At 67.9% G+C, this 17,870-nt stretch carries 13 protein-coding genes; 6 read left to right on the top strand and 7 right to left on the bottom strand.

From position 1 onward, the window contains the following. Positions 1-8: 8 nt before the first annotated feature. The 4 genes from WFH00_RS09590 to WFH00_RS09575 all read right to left on the bottom strand — a co-directional run bounded on the left by WFH00_RS09590 (position 9) and on the right by WFH00_RS09575 (position 6,264). A complete protein-coding gene (locus WFH00_RS09590; RefSeq protein ID WP_336660606.1) occupies positions 9-962 on the bottom strand; it encodes a Gfo/Idh/MocA family protein in 954 nt (317 codons plus the stop codon). 79 nt (positions 963-1,041) lie between these two features. Next, entirely contained in the window at positions 1,042-3,594 is a 2,553-nt protein-coding gene (locus WFH00_RS09585) for a glycosyltransferase (protein ID WP_336660605.1), read from the bottom strand. Next, complete coding sequence (locus WFH00_RS09580; RefSeq protein ID WP_336660604.1) at positions 3,584-4,891, bottom strand: hypothetical protein; 1,308 nt, start codon at positions 4,889-4,891, stop codon at positions 3,584-3,586. Before WFH00_RS09580 ends, WFH00_RS09585 begins: the two co-directional genes overlap by 11 nt. Further along, positions 4,888-6,264 (bottom strand): hypothetical protein, encoded by a 1,377-nt coding sequence (locus tag WFH00_RS09575; protein WP_336660603.1) that lies wholly within the window; start codon positions 6,262-6,264, stop codon positions 4,888-4,890. Before WFH00_RS09575 ends, WFH00_RS09580 begins: the two co-directional genes overlap by 4 nt. A gap of 105 nt (positions 6,265-6,369) precedes the next feature. Here WFH00_RS09575 and WFH00_RS09570 point away from each other — a divergent pair, with 105 nt between their 5' ends. After that, a complete protein-coding gene (locus WFH00_RS09570; RefSeq protein ID WP_336660602.1) occupies positions 6,370-7,473 on the top strand; it encodes a glycosyltransferase in 1,104 nt (367 codons plus the stop codon). 111 nt (positions 7,474-7,584) lie between these two features. On the opposite strand, the gene map is transcribed toward WFH00_RS09570, so the two are convergent. From map to WFH00_RS09555, 3 genes are all read right to left on the bottom strand, one after another. Further along, positions 7,585-8,358 carry a type I methionyl aminopeptidase gene (gene map / locus WFH00_RS09565; protein ID WP_336660601.1) on the bottom strand — a complete coding sequence of 258 codons (774 nt, stop codon included), beginning with the start codon at positions 8,356-8,358 and terminating at the stop codon, positions 7,585-7,587. Between the two features lie 158 nt (positions 8,359-8,516). Further along, positions 8,517-10,313, bottom strand: a complete 1,797-nt coding sequence (locus WFH00_RS09560) for an ABC transporter ATP-binding protein (RefSeq protein ID WP_336660600.1) — start codon at positions 10,311-10,313, stop codon at positions 8,517-8,519. Between the two features lie 39 nt (positions 10,314-10,352). Next, positions 10,353-11,462 carry a DegT/DnrJ/EryC1/StrS family aminotransferase gene (locus tag WFH00_RS09555; RefSeq protein WP_336660599.1) on the bottom strand — a complete coding sequence of 370 codons (1,110 nt, stop codon included), beginning with the start codon at positions 11,460-11,462 and terminating at the stop codon, positions 10,353-10,355. 162 nt (positions 11,463-11,624) lie between these two features. Here WFH00_RS09555 and WFH00_RS09550 point away from each other — a divergent pair, with 162 nt between their 5' ends. The 5 genes from WFH00_RS09550 to WFH00_RS09530 all read left to right on the top strand — a co-directional run bounded on the left by WFH00_RS09550 (position 11,625) and on the right by WFH00_RS09530 (position 17,853). Then, the gene (locus tag WFH00_RS09550) at positions 11,625-12,323 is read left to right on the top strand and encodes a glycosyltransferase family 2 protein (protein ID WP_336660598.1); all 699 of its coding nucleotides are present in this window, start codon (positions 11,625-11,627) and stop codon (positions 12,321-12,323) included. Between the two features lie 6 nt (positions 12,324-12,329). Further along, on the top strand, positions 12,330-12,737 hold the full coding sequence (locus WFH00_RS09545) for a DUF2304 domain-containing protein (RefSeq protein ID WP_336660597.1): 408 nt from the start codon (positions 12,330-12,332) through the stop codon (positions 12,735-12,737). Beyond that, positions 12,734-14,737, top strand: coding sequence for a DUF6541 family protein (locus tag WFH00_RS09540; RefSeq protein ID WP_336660596.1), 2,004 nt, complete (start codon positions 12,734-12,736; stop codon positions 14,735-14,737). The genes WFH00_RS09545 and WFH00_RS09540 overlap by 4 nt, the downstream gene beginning before the upstream one ends. A gap of 43 nt (positions 14,738-14,780) precedes the next feature. Beyond that, positions 14,781-15,509: a DapH/DapD/GlmU-related protein gene (locus WFH00_RS09535; RefSeq protein WP_336660595.1), complete on the top strand. Its 729-nt coding sequence runs from the start codon at positions 14,781-14,783 to the stop codon at positions 15,507-15,509. A gap of 67 nt (positions 15,510-15,576) precedes the next feature. Next, complete coding sequence (locus WFH00_RS09530; protein ID WP_336660594.1) at positions 15,577-17,853, top strand: LGFP repeat-containing protein; 2,277 nt, start codon at positions 15,577-15,579, stop codon at positions 17,851-17,853. The last annotated feature ends 17 nt before the right edge of the window (positions 17,854-17,870 follow it).

Here is a 17,870-nt window from a genome sequence, read left to right as displayed (position 1 = left end):
GCCGGGATTCAGCCCTGCGAGAGCGCCGACGCGATGATGCGGTGCGCGGGCAGAATGCTGCGGCGTTCCTCCTCAGCGTCGACGCGCCCCTCGACGAGGTCGACGAAGTGGTCGAACTGCGCGGCGAGCGGCTCGGGGCCCGACACCTCGGGCACCTCCATCTCCGTCATCTGTCGGAACCCGGCGCGGCCGTCAGTGCTCTCGATGTTCGCGTGGCGGTACTTCGTCACGCTGCGGAGCAACAGGTCGACCTCGACCATCGAGTCGAGCGACTGGATGGTGAGGCGCCGCACCTTGCGCTGACCGATGCGGCTTGCCGAAGCCGAGGCGATCCCGTTCCCCGGGAAGCGCAGCGTCAAGTCGATCACGTCTTCCGCGCCCTCGAGCGACTCGGGGTGGAAGTAGCCGAGCTCGGCGTTCACGCGCTCGGGAGTCTGCGAGCCGAACATCCGCGAGATGAGGTCGGCGTCGTGCACGAGCACGTCCCACGCGACGCCGGTCTTGATGCGCGACCAGTAGGGCGAGTGGCGCTCGGCGCGCACATACACCGGGTCCTCGATGAGCGACTGGGCGGCGATCACGCCGGCGTTGTAGCGCTCGAGGAAGCCGCACTGCACGGGAACATCGCGCCGCTCAGCGGCCGCCAGGATCTCCTCGGTCTGCTCCAGCGAGGGGCAGATCGGCTTCTCGATGAGCACGGGAAGCCCCGCATCGAGGACCTGACGCGCGATGTCGTAGTGGTACTCGGTCGATGCTGCGACGACGACCGCGTGCGCGTTCTTCAGCGCTTCCTCGGCCTCCGGGAACCACTCGCCGCCGTACTGATCGGTTGCAGCGCGCCCGTTCTGCTCGAACGGATCAACGATGCCGACCAGGTTCGCGCGCGCCGACGAAGCGATGATGCGCGCGTGATTGCGGCCCATCGATCCCGCTCCGAAAAGAACGACGTTCGGGTTTGCCACAGTAGTCCTCCGCAGTGTGCTCCACGTGTCGCGAGATTGCCCCGCGAAGCGGCAGCCCGGGGCCGCCGCGCACTCTAGTCTAAAGGGACGATTTCGGGCGGGGTTCGCCCGCTCGATCGATCCACTCGCTGAGGAGCACCCGAGCGCTGAACGGGCCGGAGTGCACGCGGTCCACGAAACCCGGCCCGCGGCGCGCACGCTCGCGTGCCGCCGCGCGATCCGCCACCAGCTCGCGGATCACGGTCTCAAGCGAATTAGGCGTCGCTTCGAGGATCGGCAGCGACTCGTGCGCCGCGGCATTCACGGCCTCGCGCACCTGAGGCAGCACGTGGCCGACGACGACGCGACCTGCGGCGAGCGCTTCGCACGCGGCGACCCCGTACGAGCCGAGGCGGAACTGATCGAGCACGATGTCGGCCTCCGCGATGCGGGCGGGCATCTCGGCGGAGTCGACACCCGACACCCGCCGGTAGTCGACGATCCCCTCGCTCTGCAGCCGCTGCATCACGGGTTCAATGAGGTGCGTGCCCTTGGTGCTCGCGGAGCTCGGCACGTGGAGCACCACGGGTCGCTCGCGCTCGAACGCGGGCTGCGGTGCGGCCCAGCGCGCCGGGTCGATGACGACGGGGCACCAGCTCGCGCCGGGTGCGTCGAGCAGCAGGTCGGGGGTCGAGACGAATAGCGGCAGCCCGAGGCGCTCGATGAGAGCGGCATTGCGATCCGCATCCCGCTGCAGCTCGGCGTCGAGGCGCGCGTCGTCTCCGTAGGGCGACCACGGCGTCAGCTCGCGATGCCGCCGCGGCGAGCGCAGATCGGTGCCGTGCGAGAGCAGCGCGACCGAGACGCCCGCGAGCTGCAGCGCACGCACCTCACGCTCGACGTCCCAGTGCAGCAGGCCGCCGAAGAGCGACCGCTCGGCCTCGATGAGCACGTGCGTGAAGCGCCTCGCGGCCGCGAGTTCGGCGGCCTGCCACGAGTGCGACAGATTCTGCACGGGCAGCGGCACGTCGCGGTCTGCGGGGAAGCCGAAACCGCCCGGGAGCTGCACCGCGAGGTTGCGGGCGCCGAGGTTCGCACGCTCGGCTTCGAGCGCACGCGCCCAGAGGTAGCCCTGGCCCGAGTAGTTGGTCGGGCCGATGTAAACGCGCACGTCACGCTCGGGCACGGTGGTCGGCGCGGGGCGGTTCGCGGCGCGCGTGCCACCGAGCGCGAGCGCGATGAGCCGCGAGATCGGCTGCCCGGGGCGCTTCGCGACGCCCTCCATGAGGTGCACGACCCAGCGGGGCAGGCGCGATCGCTGCGCCATGAGCCGCTCAGTTGCGGCTCCAAGCAGGCGCTGCGGGAGCGACGGCCCGGTCTGGGGTGCCGGGTGCGAAGCGGGTTGGGGCTCGGGTGCGCCGGCGCTCGGCTCACTGGTGGCCCCAGCGGATCGGCCCCGCGCCGACCGCGAATCGTCGAGCGCGGCTTCCGCGCAGTCCGCGACGTGCTCAGCGACTCGTGCGAGCGAAAAGGCGTCGCTCGCCCAGGTGCTGAGTTCTGCGCGCTTGCCCTCCCCGAGGGGTGCGCGGGCGGCAGCGAGCATGAGCTCGGCGGCGGCCGCGGCGTCGTAGCCGGTCGCCGCGCCCACCGGTCGCTCGCCTGCGTGCTGCTCGATGAAACCGACCGTCGGGCCCTCGCCCGCGAACACCACCGGGCAGCCGGAGGCGAGCGACGAGTAGACCTTCGTCGTGAACGCGTAGTCGTACCCCTGGCGCGGCTTGAGGCTCGCGAGTGATGCGACGGCGCCGGAGAGCACGTGCGAGAGCTCCTCGCCGCCGACGGGCGGGTGGAACTCGACACCCTCGACACCGAGCTCCGCGATCCGCTGATCGAGCGCCTCCCGCTGCGAGCCGTTGCCGTAGAAGAGCAGCCGGAACCCCGGTCGCTGCTCGGAGAACCGGGCGAACGCATCGATGAAGATGTCGGCGCCGTGCCACTCGGAGTACGAACCGGCGTAGACGAAGTACGGGCGCTCGTCGCGTGCGCGCGGGCCCCGGTACGCGAAGGCCACGGTGTCGACGCCGAAGCCGACGGGGGTCGCGGGCGTGTTGATGCCGATCTCGCGCATACGTGCCACGAGACCGGGCGAGATCGCGAACGCCGCGGCCGCGCCGCGCATCGCGAAGCGCTCGACCTCCCGCAGGGCGCGCAGCACGAAGCGGGAGGACGTTGCCTGGCTCGCCGCGTCGGACCACAGGTCGGCCGCGTCATACACGTAGGGGCGGCGGAGCAGCGTGGTCGCGAGGCGCACGACGGCGCCCGTCGTGGGCGGCGGCTCCACAATGTACAGATCAGCGCGGCGCCCGAAGAGGAGCCGGAAGAGCAGCGGCACGTCGAAACTCAGATACTGCACGTAGCCACGCACGTAGCCCGCGGCGTCGCGCAGCACGGGGAACCGCCGCACGCGCACCCCCGGCGCATCGCGCACGGTGTGCTCGCGCGGCACCCGGGTCGTGAGTACCTCGACGTCGGCGCCGCGGCGCGCGAACTCGCGGGCGATCGCCTCGAGCATGAAAGATGCCGCGGCCGGTTCGGGCGCGAAGATGCGGCTGGCGATGGTGACGCGGAGCGCTCGGGCCTGCTTACGCCCCATCGCCGGCCTCCGCGCTTTCCGCGGCGGCCGTACCTTGTGGGGCTACAGCACCTTCCGCACCTTCCGGGTTTTCCGCGTCTTCCGCCCGGGGCAACGACGACGCGGGATCCGCGGCGGCCGGTTCGAGTCCGAGCAGTTCGCGTTCGAGCACCGCTCTCGACGCTGCGCCGTCGTGCACCCGGTCCACGAACGACGGGCCCTGGGCGGCGATGTCGTGGTACCTCCCGCGATCCTGCACGACCTCACGGAGCACCGACTCGAGCGTGTCGAGATTCGCTTCGACGATCGGGAGGTCTCGGCCGGTCCCCTCGCGCACGGCGGCCCGCGCCGTGTCGGAGATGTGGGAGATGACGAGGCGGCCGGCGGCCATCGCCTCGCACGCCGCGACGCCGTAGTCGCCCAGGCGGAACTGGTCGAGCACGATGTCGCCCGACGCGAACATGCCGGGCATCTCGTCTTGGGTCAGTCCGGTCACGGTCACGTACTCGATCACGCCCTCGTCGTGCAGACGCCGCAGCACCGGCTCGATCTCCGCCGTGCCCTTCACGAGCGGGTTCGAAGGGATGTGCAGCACGCGCGGACGCTCACGCTCGAGCACCGGAGCGGCCGTGCGCCACGGCTCGGGGTCGATCACGACGGGCAGGAGGTGCGCGTACGGCACGTCGAGCATCAGCCCCGGGGTCGACACGAACGTCGGCCCGTCGATGTCGTCGAGCAGCTGCCGGTTGTCGGCGACCACGCGCTCCAGCCGATCGACCGGCACCCAGTCGTCGTTGACGAACGGCGACCAGGCTTCGTGCTGCCGGTGCCGACTCGGGAGCCGAATATCGTTGCCGTGGCAGACCGCGCCCACGACGAGGCCCCGCGCACGGAGCTCCCGCACCTGCCGCCGCACATCGCCGTTCCACATGCCGCCGAGGGGCGGAAACTCTGCCTCGATGAGCACGTGCGTGAACTCGCGCGAGAGAGCGTCAAGCAATCGCCGCTGCCACACCCGGTCGTGCGTAACGGTGCGCCACGGCACCGAGTAGTCGGCCGGGTAGCCGAAGGGGTTGATCTCGGCGTACACAAGATTCTTCGCGTCCACGCGGCGGTCGCGCATCGCGGCGCGGCCCCACCGGTACCCCTGCCCGGCGTAGTTCGCGGGCGAGATGAAGACGCGGGCCTCGCGGCTCGTGTCCGCGCTCGGTACGAGCGGCATCGGGGCGCGGCGAGCACGGTCGACCGTCATCGCGATGCCGTCCTGCACGATCTTCGGAACAAGGTTCCAAGCCTTTTCGAGCGCCGGGTGCATCACTCGCCTTCCTGGTCGGTTTCGCGGGCGCGAGCGGTCGGGCTCGCGGTGCTCTGGTGCGTGGCGGCCTGCTCGGGTGCGATCCAGTGGCGGATCAGCACGGCCGCGCTCTCTCCACCGCTGTGCCACCGCTTCACGAATGCCGTGCCCTCGGCGCGGGCTCGGTCGAGCGCCGCGCGATCCCGCGCAATCTCGCGGAGCACCCCCTCGAGCGACTCCGGCGTGGCCTCCACGATCGGGAGCTCGAGTCCGGAATCTTCGCGAACCCGTTGGCGAACCTGCTCGGAGATGTGCCCGATCACGAGCTTGCCCGCCGCCATCGCCTCGCACGCGGCAACTCCGTATGAGCCGAGGCGGAACTGATCGAGCACGATGTCAGCCTCGGCATACGCCGCGGGCATCTCGGCCGCCGGCACCCCGCGGATCGCGCGGTACGAAATGATGCCCTCGGCCTCGAGTCGGTGCAGCACCGGTTCGACGAGCTGTGTCCCCTTTACGAGCGACACGCTCGGCGCGTGGAGCACGCGGAGGGGCGCGGCGGCGTCGGGCGCTTCGCTTGCCGGCCGGGCGTCAGCTTCTCGAACAGCTTCTCGTCCGGTGCCGCCGACCGCGTCGCGCGCCGTGGTGTCCGCAGCCGCCCAGCGATCAGGGTCGACGACCACCGGGCACCACACGGCCTCGGGCAGGTCGAGCAGCAGGTCGGGCGTCGAGACGAAGAGCGGCCGACCGCTCTCGCGCAGCATCGTGATGTTCTGTCGCGTCACGCGCTCGAGCCGCTGCGAGTAGAGGTCGCTATCGCGATACGGCGACAGTTCCTCCCGCTCGGCGTGCGCGCTCGGCACCCGGATGTCGGTGCCGTGGGCGATGCAAGCGACGTCGATTCCGGACGCGCGCATCCACGCGATCTCGCGGGCGGATTCGCGACGCATCAGACGGCCGAAGAGAGGCTCCTCGGCCTCGACGAGCACGTGCGTGAAGCCGCGCACGGCGTCGCGCTGCGCGCCCTGCCAGACGCGGTCGTTGTGGTAGGTCGGCACGGGTACGACGAGGTCGGAGGGGAACGAGAAACCGCCCGCCACGTCGATCGCCATCGTCGCGGTCGACGCCCCCGGCAGCGCTTCACGCACCGCGCGCGCCCACTGCGTCGACTGATCGGAGTAGTTGACGGGGGCGATCAGCAGGCGCGGATCGCCCTCCCCCGGATCCGAAACACCCGGACGCGCGGCAGCGCGCGGGATGCCGAGACGCAGGGCAGCGATCCGCCCCGGAAGACTCATGGGGTGGTCGGCGACGAAGTCGATCAGCGCGTTCAGCCAGCCCGGGTAATCGTTGCGGCGTCGCGGCAGGAGACGGGTCAGCAGTGCGGGTCGCGACATGCGTGCACGCGCTCCCTTCACTCGCTCGCGGGCGGTCGTCTGGTGGGCTCGAAGTCGTGGTCCAGTGTAACGGAGGGCACCTGACAGCCCCGGTAGCATCGAGGTATGACCGAGCCGCTCGTCGACCTCACCATCGCCGTCCACTCCGCGACTCGGCCCATAGCCCGCGCGGTGGGCTCCGTGCTCGATCACACCGACGCCGAAGTGCGCGTGAACGTCGTCGCGCACAATATCGATCCGGCGATCATCCGAGAGAACCTCGGGTCGTTTGCGGATCACCCCCGTGTGCGTCTTCTCGAACTGCGCGACGGGATCCCCTCGCCCGCTGGGCCCATGAACTACGGCTTCGCGAATTCGACGGCACCGTACATTTCCGTGATGGGGTCGGACGATGAACTCGCGCCGGGAGCGATCGACTCGTGGTTGGCGATGGCCGAGCGCACGGGCGCGGATGCGGTACTCGCGCGCATCCGCCTGGACTCCGGGCGCACTGACCCGTACCCGCCCGTGCGGGGCGGCCGGCGCACCGAGCGACTCCATCCCCGAAAGGACCGGCTCGCGTATCGCAGCGCGCCGCTCGGCCTCATCAGCCGGGCACGCTTCGGCGACCTGCGCCTCACCGAGGGGCTCGCCTCGGGCGAAGACCTCACCTACTCGCTGACCGTCTGGTACACCGCACGGTCGCTGGCGTATGACCTCGAAGGGCCACCTTACGTCATCAATGCGGATGCGGGCGACCGTGTCACCTTCGCGCCGCGCCCCGTCGCGCGAGACTTCGCGTTTCTCGATGAGCTCGAGTCGCTCCCCTGGTTCGCGTGCGCTGGCCGGCACGATCGACTCGCGATCGTCGTGAAGCTCATTCGGATTCACGTCTTCGACGCCATTCTCGCGCGCGCCCGCACTCAGGAGGATCTGGACGCGAATCGCGGGGAGCTCCTCGCGCTGCTCGAGCGATTCGAACGCCTCGCGCCCGGCGTGCACCGACTGCTCGCGCGCACCGATCGCGCGGTCTTCGACGAGCTGGCGTCGGCGGCGAGCACGCCGGAGAGCATCGCGCTCGCGCTCGACCGGCGGCACGTGTATCGGTCGATTCCGACGCTTCTGCCGCGCAATCCGTTCCGGGTGCTGCAGCGTCAGGCGCCGTTCCGCACCCTGTTCGCCGGGTTCCGCATCATGAACGGCGTTGAACCCGAGCCGCAGCGCTCCTAGGCTGCGGCTGATCCTCACCGAGATCGATCCCCGCCAGCCAGATCGACTCCCCCAGCGCGCGATTTGCGGTCGAAGTCGCGGACGGGAGTCGATCTCAGCGCGAGCGGCGCGCTAGCGCGGCGGCAGCGTCAGGATCTCGGCGCCGGTCTCGGTGATCGCGACCGTGTGCTCGGTGTGCGCGGTGCGGCTGCCGGTGGCGCTCCGCAGCGTCCACCCGTCATCGTCGAACACGAGCTTGTCGGTGTCGGCCATGACCCACGGCTCGATCGCGAGCAGCAAGCCCGGGCGCAGGCGATACCCGCGGCCCGCGCGGCCGTTGTTCGCCACGTGCGGCTCCTGGTGCATGGTCGAACCGATGCCGTGCCCGCCGAACTCCATGTTCACGGAATAGCCGGCGCCCTTCAGTACCTTGCCGATAGCGTTCGAAATGTCGCCGATGCGGGCGTCGGGCTTCGCGGCCGCGATGCCCGCGCGCAGAGCCTCCTGCGTCGCCTCGATCAGGGCGACGTCCTCGGGGTCGCGGGTCTCACCCACGGTGAAGCTGATGGCCGCGTCTGCTGCGATGCCGTCGACCGTGACCGCGAGGTCGAGGGTGAGGAGGTCACCGTCCTGCAGCGCATAGTCGTGCGGCAGACCGTGCAGCACGGCGTCGTTGACCGCAGTGCAGACGTAGTGCCCGAACGGCCCGTTCCCGAACGAGGGCGCGTAGTCGATGTAGCACGACTCCCCGCCGCCCTCGCGGATCATCTCGCCCGTCCACTGGTCGAGCTCGAGCAGATTCGTACCCACCTTCGCGCGCTCCCGGAGCGTCTGGAGGATGTGGCCGACGAGCGCTCCGGCCCGTCGTGCGCGGCTCAACTGGTCGTCGTTCAGGATCTCAATCATCGGGGTCCATCGTACCCGCCGTCGCCGCGCGCCCGCGCCTTGCGAGGAAGGAACGATTGCGCCCGACCGGCACCATCACGGCCGCGTTCGGCGCACGCCCTGCGTTCACGCCCCACGAACTTCGCGGCGGATCGGCATGGCGCCGCGCTCGCTCCGCTTCAGCGCAGCAACCCGCCGAGCCCCGCGAGCGCGACCTGCTCACCGAACGCCGGGTGCGCCCGCGCTACCTCCGCGAAGGATCCCTGTGCCACGATGACGCCGTCATCCAAGTAGCAGACGCGGTCGTAGTCCTTGATCGTCGAGAGTCGGTGCGCGACCGAGATGAGCGTCACCTCGCCCTGCAGGCTGCGGATCGACTTCGTCACCTCGTCCTCGGTCTTGGTGTCGAGCGAGCTCGTGGCCTCGTCGAGCACGAGCACGAGGGGGTCGGTGTAGAGCGCTCGTGCGATCCCGAGCCGCTGCTGCTGCCCACCGGAGAGCGACATGCCGCGCTCGCCGATACGCTCGTCGATACCGCCGGCCCGATCCGCGATCAGCGAACCGAGCTGCGCCCGCTCGAGGGCGTGGATCACCCGATCGCGGTCGATGTCCTCGCCCCACGTGAGCGCGACGTTCTGAGCGATCGTGCCGTCGAAGAGCGCGACGCGCTGCGGCACGTAGCCGACGCGCCCCCGCCACTGCCGCAGGACGGCCTGCATGGCGTCGCCGTCGATTTCGATCGCGCCGGCGGAGGGCTGGCTGAGCCCGAGCAGCAGGTCGATGAGCGTCGACTTGCCTGCTCCCGAGGGGCCGACGATGCCGACCGAACTCCCGAGCGGAACGTCGAGCGACATGCCACGGATCACGTCAGCCTCGGCACCGGGGTAGCGGAAACGCACGTCGTCGAGCCGCAGCAGCCGCGGATTCTCGGCGAGCTCCGCGGTGTCGCTGGGGGTTTGCGAGGTCCGCATGTCGCGTTCGGAGGCGATGAGATCTCCGACGACGTCGCGCGCGCCGGGCAGGCTCGCGGTCGCCTGCACGATTCCGCCCTGCAGCGCGGTGAGCGCCGGAATGAGGCGGAAGCCGGTCGTCGCGAACAGCGCAACCGATGACAGCGCGCCCTGCACCCCGCCCTGGAAGAAGTACGCGCTGACGCCGATGAGCGCGATTCCCCCGAGCAGCGCCATCTCGAACGCGAAGCCCGGCAGCACGCCGAGGAAAGATCCGTTCGCCCGAGCGCGGGTACCGTGCCGGCGATTGTCCGTCACGAGATCCGCGACCTCGCTCAGTCGCCCACGCAGGCTCAGCTCCTTCAGCGCGTCGATCATCTCGGTCATCAGGTTCGCCACGCGATAGCTGTAGTCGCGGTTCACCTGGCCGGCCTCGAGCGCGCGGTTCGTCACGACGAAGTGCACGAGCAGCATGACCAGCGAGAGGTAGACGAACGCGATCACAGAAGTCGCGGGGTCGGAGACCACGAGCACACCGAGAACGAGTACGAACGTGAAGAACGCACTCGGTACCCGCATGAGCGGCAGCACGAAGCCGGCCATCGCATTGGCGATCCCGGCGTCCGCGATGCGGGTGATCTCGGCGACGGTGCGCTTCGAGCGCTCCTCCCAGCTCGCCCCGATGTAGGCGCGGAAGAGCCGGTCACCGACCTCGAGCTCGTACTTCGCGAAGCGCCGCGTCGCGAACCACTGGAGGATGACGTTGAGCAGCGACTTCAGCATCATCAGCGCGAGCGCGATCAGCACGAGGAGCGGCGCGGCTTCATCGCCGATCTTGCCGATGATCGGCACGGTGATCTCACTGCCCGCGAGCATCGGGCCGATGGAGACCGCGAGGATCGCCATGCCGATCGCGTCGAGCGCCGTGATGAGGCTCGTAGCGACGATGTACGTGACGAAGTAGCGCTGTGCGCCCGCCGGGAGCAGCGGGAGGAGTTCGCGGAGCGTGACCCAGATCTGTTTCATAGTGCTGTCGACTGACCCGCGAGCGCGGGTGCTCGCGGCCTACGCTCCGGCCCGGAGCACGGCGGTGACGCCGGCGATGATCCGCTCGAGGTCTCCCTCGGACAGCGACGGGTGCACCGGCAGCGAGAGCACCTCGGTCGCGGCGCGCTCGGTCTCGGGCAGATGCAGATCCGGGGCGAAGCGCGCGAGCGAGGGCAGGCGATGGTTCGGGATCGGGTAGTACACACCCGAGCCGACCTGATGCTCATCCTTCAATGCGTCGCGCAGACGGTCGCGCTCGTCGGCATCGACGCGGATCGTGTACTGGTGGTACACGTGCACCGCACCGTCCACGACCACGGGCGTCTTCACACCCTCGAGGCCCGCAAGACCCGTGTTCAGCGCGGCCGCGTTCGCCTGCCGCTGCTCGGTCCACGCGTCGACCTTGGTGAGCTGCACCCGACCGATCGCAGCGTGCACGTCGGTCATGCGCGCGTTGAAGCCGATGACCTCATTGGCGTACTGCGTCTCCATACCCTGGTTGCGCAGCAAGCGCACCCCGCGAGCGAGTTCCTCGGTCGCGCACGTCACCATGCCGCCCTCACCCGAGGTCATGTTCTTCGTCGGGTACAGGCTGAACATCGCGAAGTCGCCGATCGTGCCGACCGGCCGGCCCTTCCAAGACGCACCGTGCGCCTGCGCCGCGTCCTCGAAGATCGCGAGACCGTGCTCGCGAGCGATCGCCTCGATCTGATCGACGAGGAACGGGTGCCCGTACAGGTGCACGGGCATGATGCCCTTCGTGCGGGGCGTGATCGCGGCCCGCACCGACTCGGGGTCGAGGGTGAACGTGTCAGGATCGATGTCCGCGAACACCGGCGTCGCACCCGTGAGCGCGACCGAGTTGCCCGTGGCTGCGAACGTGAACGAGGGCACGATGACCTCGTCGCCCGCACCGACGCCAGCAGCGAGGAGACCCAGGTGCTGCCCGCTCGTGCCCGAGTTCACGGCCACCGTCGGGCGCCCTTCAGCGAAGTGCGCTCCGAACTCCTGCTCGAAGGTCGCGACCTCGGGGCCCTGCGCGATCATGCCCGAGCGCAGCACTCGATCGACCGCCTCGCGCTCCTCGTCACCAATGAGCGGCCTAGCGGCGGGAATGAACTCAGACATATGGAAACACCTTTCACGCACGGACATGCGGATCGTCACGTGCAAGGATACCGGCACCCTCCCCCACGGACGCTGACGCCGGCATCCGCCTGATACGGTCGCCTTCCGCGCCGCGCGCTCCAGTCCGGGATTCGCAGGGTGGCCGTCTGTCAGAATGGACGCATGACGCCCGCCCCCGCGCTCTCCGGAGCGACATCCAACACCGATACGTGGGTCGTCATCCCCCTCTTCAACGAAGCGACGGTCATCGGGGGTGTCATCTCCGAGCTGCTACCCGTGTTCCCGAACGTCGTCTGCATCGACGATGGATCTCACGATGGATCGAGCGCGGTCGCCATCGAGGCGGGTGCGAGTGTCGTCACGCACCCGATCAACCTCGGCCAGGGCGCGGCGCTGCAGACCGGATTCAACTACGCCCTGGAGCGCGGCGCGCAGTACATCGTGACGTTCGACGCCGATGGCCAGCACCGTGTGATCGACGCATCGGCGATGCTGCAACTCGCCCGCGACGAGAATTTCGCGATCGTCTTCGGCTCGCGATTCCTCGACGACCGAACCAACCCCGGCCTCCTCAAGAAGATCGTGCTGAAGACGGCCGTGTGGGTGACGAACCTTACGACGCGCACGCGCTTGACGGATGCGCACAACGGCCTCCGCGTGATCCGCGCCGATGCTGCCGCTCGCGTGCGACTTCGACAAGATCGCATGGCCCACGGCACCGAGATCGTCGCTCAGCTCAGCCGCACCGGTCTCCCCTACGCCGAGTTCCCGGTGGAAGTCATCTACACCGACTACTCGAAGGCCAAGGGTCAGTCCCTCCTCAACTCCGTGAACATCCTCGTGGACCTCATCATTCGTTAGGCGCCCATGACTCTCTTCCAGGTCCTCCTCGTCGCGGTGGTGATCGCCGCGGCCTCGATCGCGGTGCGCTTCCTGCCGGGTGAACGCTCCCTCGCGCTGAAGCGCATCTTCGCGATCATCTTCGTGCTGGCCGCCGTGGTCGCGATCGTCTTCCCCGGGCTCCTCACGTCCGTCGCGAATTTCTTCGGCATCGGCCGCGGCACCGACCTCTTGCTCTACCTCTTCATCGTCGCAATGCTCGTGTTCGCGGTCGCGGTGGTTCGGGCGAAGGCCCGCAGTGACGCTCGAGTGACTGAGTTGGCCCGGGCCGTGGCCCTCATGGAGGCGCGCATTCACGAGGAGCAGGCGGCGAGGGATCGCGAGAGCCACAATCAGGCTCCCCGATCTGACGCGGACGGGACGCCGAGCGCGTGACCGCCTGGATCGCCTTCGGCCTCCCCGTCGTCGCGGCGCTCGCGATCATCGCGGTGCTCGGCGTGCCAGCGGCGATCGCACTCCGCCTGCGCGGGTTCGCGCTCGCCGTGGTCGCGGTCCCGGCTGCATTCGCGGTGATGGCGCTCGCGAGTATCGCGGCCCCCTTCGTGGGCATCGGCTGGTCTCTGCTGCCGCCATTCGCGCTCGCGATCGTACTTGCGGCTGTGCTCTTCCTGCTCAGGCGGTGGATCGGCGCAGCCCCGGTGCACCGCTCGACCGAAGCCGCACCCGCTCGTCGCCCGCAGCGTCGAGACCTGTGGGTTTCGCTTGCGGCCGCCGCGATCGGCGGGCTCGTCATCGCCATCTCGCTCGTCGCGTCGATGAAGCAGCCCGGAGCGATCTCGCAGACCTTCGACGCGAACTTCCACCTCAACGCGGTGCGCTACATCCTCGACGGCGGATCCGCCTCGCCGCTCACGATGGATCTCACGTCGCCGGGCACGCCCGTGTTCTACCCGACGCTCTGGCACGCGTTCGTCGCGCTGGTCGTGCAGCTCACCGGCGTCGGCATTCCGATCGCGACGAACACGGTGCTGTTCGTCGTCTCATGCGTCGTCTGGCCCATCGGGGCCGTTGCATTCGGCCGCGCGGTCGCGGGGCCGAATGTTGCAGTCACGCTCATCTCCGGCGCGGCGGCCGCCGCGTTCCCGAACTTCCCGCTCTTTCTCGCCGGCTACGGCGTGATCTACCCGAACATCCTCGCGCTCACGCTGATGCCGTTCGTGCTCGTCGCAGGGCTGCAACTCATGAATCTGGGCCCGTCGCGTCGAGCGATGCCGTTGAGCGTCGGCACGCGGTGGCTGCTCTTCATCGGCGCACTCGGGGGTGCAGTACTCGCGCACCCCAACGTCATCCACGCGATCCTCGTCTGGTCCGCTGCGCCGGTGCTCTTCGTCGCGATCCGCGCCCTCCGTGGGAGACCCGTGCCGAGCCCAACGGGCCTCCTCGCCCAGCCACAACATACTCGCGCCCTGCGCAGCGGCTTCGCCGTCGTGGGGATCGCACTTTTCGTGATCGCCGTGATTGCTGCGTGGCTCGGCGGGCGCACGACCGACAATGCGTGGCAGGGATTCTTCCGGCCGCGAGATGCCGTGCTTCAGCTTCTTGGCGGCACTCCCCACATCGCCGGGCACGCCTGGGCGGTGTCGCTCATCGTGCTCCTCGGCGCGATCGTGGCTTGGCGCTTTCGGTCGATGCGTTGGCTCATCGGAAGCGCAGCGACGCTCGCAGTGATCTACGTTGTGGCAGACGGCTTTCCAACATCGGGCTGGCGCACACTCATCGTCGGGCCCTGGTACAACGATCCGCGACGTCTCGCCGCGCTTGTGCCGTTCGGCGCAATGCCGCTTCTCGTGATCGGCGCACGAGCCGCATGGGCTTTTCTGCGACCCACGACGCTCCGCGTCTCGCGCGCCTTCACCCGCTCGCCGCGCCGCACGTTCCGCTCGCTCGCGGCACTCGTACTGCTCGTCTTCGTTGCGTTGGGGCAGTCGGGCAGCTACCGCTTTCTCCAGATCGTGGAAGAAAGTTACGACCGTCGACAGGGCGCGCTGCTGAGCGAAGACGAACGGACGTTGATCGAGCGACTCGACGACGAGGTGCCCGCTGACGCGATACTCGCGAACAATCCGCTGAACGGAAGTTCTCTCAGCTACGCGCTTGCCGACCGGCAGGTGCTCTTCCCGCACTCAGGCGGAATCTACGATTCGCGGGGGTACGAGCTCGTTCAGACGCTCGTCGACGATTCCGCGAAGGCGTGTGAGATCTCGAGCGAGCTCGGCGTCGGATTCGTACTCGACTTCGGCACCGAGTACGTGTTCGAGGACCCGGCGGAGCGCGGCATCCCCTTCAAGAAGATGCGCCACCTCGATCGCTCCCCCATCCTCACGGAGGTTGATAGCGAGGGGGACGCGGTACTGTACCGGATCTCCGGCTGCTGACGCACGCGGGCTCCTCGTTCCCGCAGCACTACACTGAGATCCCATGACAGACATCAGTCCCTCCGCTTATATCGGCGACGGCGTGACCCTCGGGAGTGACGTGAAGATCGGGCCGGGCGCGGTTCTGCTCGGTCCGTGCACGGTTGAAGATGGGGTGTGGATCGGACCAGGCGCACAAATCGGCGCTCCCCCCGAGATGTCGAGCCTGCCCCAGAACGCGGCGTGGAACGGCGATCTGCAGCATGCGGGGGTGCGGATCGGCGCGAACGCCGTGATTCGTGAGGGTGCAGTCGTGCATCAGGGCTCGTATCGCGAGACCACCGTCGGGGCGAGAAGCTGGGTGCTGACCCGCGCCTACCTCGCCCATGACGTGCTGCTCGGCGAAGATTCGACGGTGTCGGCCGGAGTTTCGGTCGGCGGTCACTGCGTCATCGGGGAGCGCGTGAATATCGGCATGAACGCCGTCGTGCATCAGCGGCGCGTGATCGCGCCGGGAGCGATGATCGGCATGGGCACCCCGGTCACCCGTGACGTGCCGCCATTCGCAAAGGTATTCGGCACTCCGCCCCGCCTGACCGGCGTGAACGCGGTGGGTTTGGAGCGCGCAGGACACGATGCCGCGCTCTCCGACGTGCTGCTGAAGCACTACGAGGCAGGCGAGCTCTTCGTCGGGAGCGATTGGCTCCCGGAGAACCTGGGCTCACTGGGCAGCGCTGTCTCGTGGTGGCGCGCGCAGGGCGAACTTCGCCCGGTTGCCCTGTCGCTGGGGTGACGCCTGTGCAGAGCGAACCCCTCCGGGTACTCTGATACGGGCGGTAGGCCCGACTGCACTCCGGAAGATGAGGATTCTTGTGAAGGACATGCCCCGACAGCGCTGGTTGACGCCCCTTCGTAAGGTGCTCGTGATCTTTGCCGCGGCGGCAGTTGCGCTCACCGTCGTTGCCGCTCCCCACGTCGAGGAGGCCGCCGCCGTGAGCGCTTCCGACTTCAATGCGGGAAACATCATTTCCGATTCGCTCTTCTATGACGGTACCGCGATGACGAGCACTCAGATCAATAGCTTCCTGAAGCAGCAGGTTCCTCGATGCACCATCGGTGATTCGGGCCGCGTTGCCGGCTCGGAGTACGGAAACACGCAAATCGCTCAGACCTGCCTCCTGGGTCACAGATCGACCACCAAGACGAAGCCGGCGAATGCGTACTGCAAGTCCTATACGGGCGCGTCGCGGGAGACGGCCGCGAAGATCATTTCGAAAGTCGGGCGCGCATGCGGGATCAGCCAGAAGGTGCTCCTGATCATGCTCGAAAAGGAGCAGAGCCTCGTCACTGATACCTGGCCAACGTCACGGCAGTTCAACGTCGCGATGGGATACGGCTGCCCGGACACCGGCCCCAACTGGTCAGCGAACTGCGATCCCGGCTACTACGGGTTCTTCAACCAGGTGTATCACGCTGCCTGGCAACTAAAGGTGTACAAGGCGAACCCAAGTAACTACAACTACAAGGCCTTTCAGGCCAATCGAATCCAATGGCATCCCAACACGGGCTGCGGCACCTCGACCGTGAATATCGCGAACTACGCGACCGCAGCGCTGTATATCTATACCCCTTACCGCCCGAACGCTGCGGCACTCAACGCTGGTTGGGGTACGGGAGATGACTGTTCCAGCTATGGGAACCGGAACTTCTTCCTGTTCTACAAGTCCTGGTTCGGATCCACACAGGTTCACGCTGTGAACGGCGAAATCAAGAGCTTTGTCGACGCTCATGGCGGAGTGAAGGCGTTCGGTAATGCAATCGCAGCTCGGGTCTCCCATTCCGGGAATAATGGCGGGGTGAGCCAGCGATTCGAGAAGGGTCTCATCGCCTATTCGAACCAATTGAAGAAAGCCGTCTTCGTGCCGAACGGCCGTATTCTTACCGCATATCTCAAGGCCAAGGGGCCTGACGGGTCCTGGGGATGGCCCTATGCCGCGCAGACGTATCCCGCGCAAGAGAAGACCAAGTACCAGAGGTTCAAGAGCGGCATGGCTGTCGCTAACGCCGCCCGTGCCGTGAAGTTCGTGCCGAACCAGACGTTGAACGTGTGGAACGCGGAAGGTGCCGCCCTCGGCTGGCTCGGGTACCCGCTCGACACCGGAACGGTTCTCAGCAGCACAACCGCATATCAGCGGTTCGAGAACGGCACCGTGATTCGGGGTTCGGTCACAAAGCTAGCGTTGACGCGAGCTGAAGCGGCGCGCTGGCGGAACGCGGGTGGCCAACCGAAGCTGGGTCTTCCCACCTCCCATCAGGTGGCCGTGCCGGGCGAGGGCTGGCACCAGCGGACGCAGAAGGGCCGACTATTCACGCTTAAAAGCACGGGTGCCTCGGTGTTCGTGGATAAGGGCACGCTTCTCGACTTCTATATGGAGAAGGGGGGCCCGGCGAAGCACAGTTGGCCGAAGACCCCCCTCAATTGCAGCCTCCCTGAAGCATGCAAACTCCCTCTCCAGGAGACAGACGTTTTGTCGGGTCCGCACGGGACGTTCTTCATGGACAAGGCCCAGTCCAAGTTCTGGAAGAGCCAGCCCGATCGTCTCACCAAGCTTGGATATCCTGACTCGAACTCGCACCAGCTTGAGGCAGGATCGCTACAGCGCTACAAGAACGGGTTCGTCTCGATCCCGAAGGCGACAAATTCCGGTGTGCGACTCGACTCGGGTCCCATCTTCGACGCGTATCAGAAGTCGGGCTGGTACAAGAGCCCCTGGGGCCTGTTGCTGCAGGTTGGCACCAACGGGCAGTCAGCCACATTCAGCAATGGCACAGCGAGCATCAACAACGGCTCGGTCGTATTTACATATTCGAGCAAGAAGACGCAGTCTACGCCGAACGCGACGGACACTGAGTCGCAAGGCGTCCTCCCCGACGATACAAGTCACGAGTCCGGTACGGACGACGGGCCGACACCCGACGATCTTATGAATCCCGAATCCCCCGAGCCTGACTCGAATGTTCAGATCCCGGGCGACGACGAACTCGTGGAGGGCGACCTCGGAACGGAACTCGAGGCCGAGAACTCTGCATCGGAGCGCGGAGAGAGCGACTCGGGCGGGCTGCTCCCCGCCCCATGAGACGGCGTTGCGGTACT

This window comes from Leucobacter sp. USHLN153, assembly GCF_037145615.1.
Classification (GTDB): domain Bacteria; phylum Actinomycetota; class Actinomycetes; order Actinomycetales; family Microbacteriaceae; genus Leucobacter.
The sequence above is the reverse complement of the archived record's forward strand: the minus strand, read 5'-3'. Positions and strand labels throughout refer to the sequence as shown.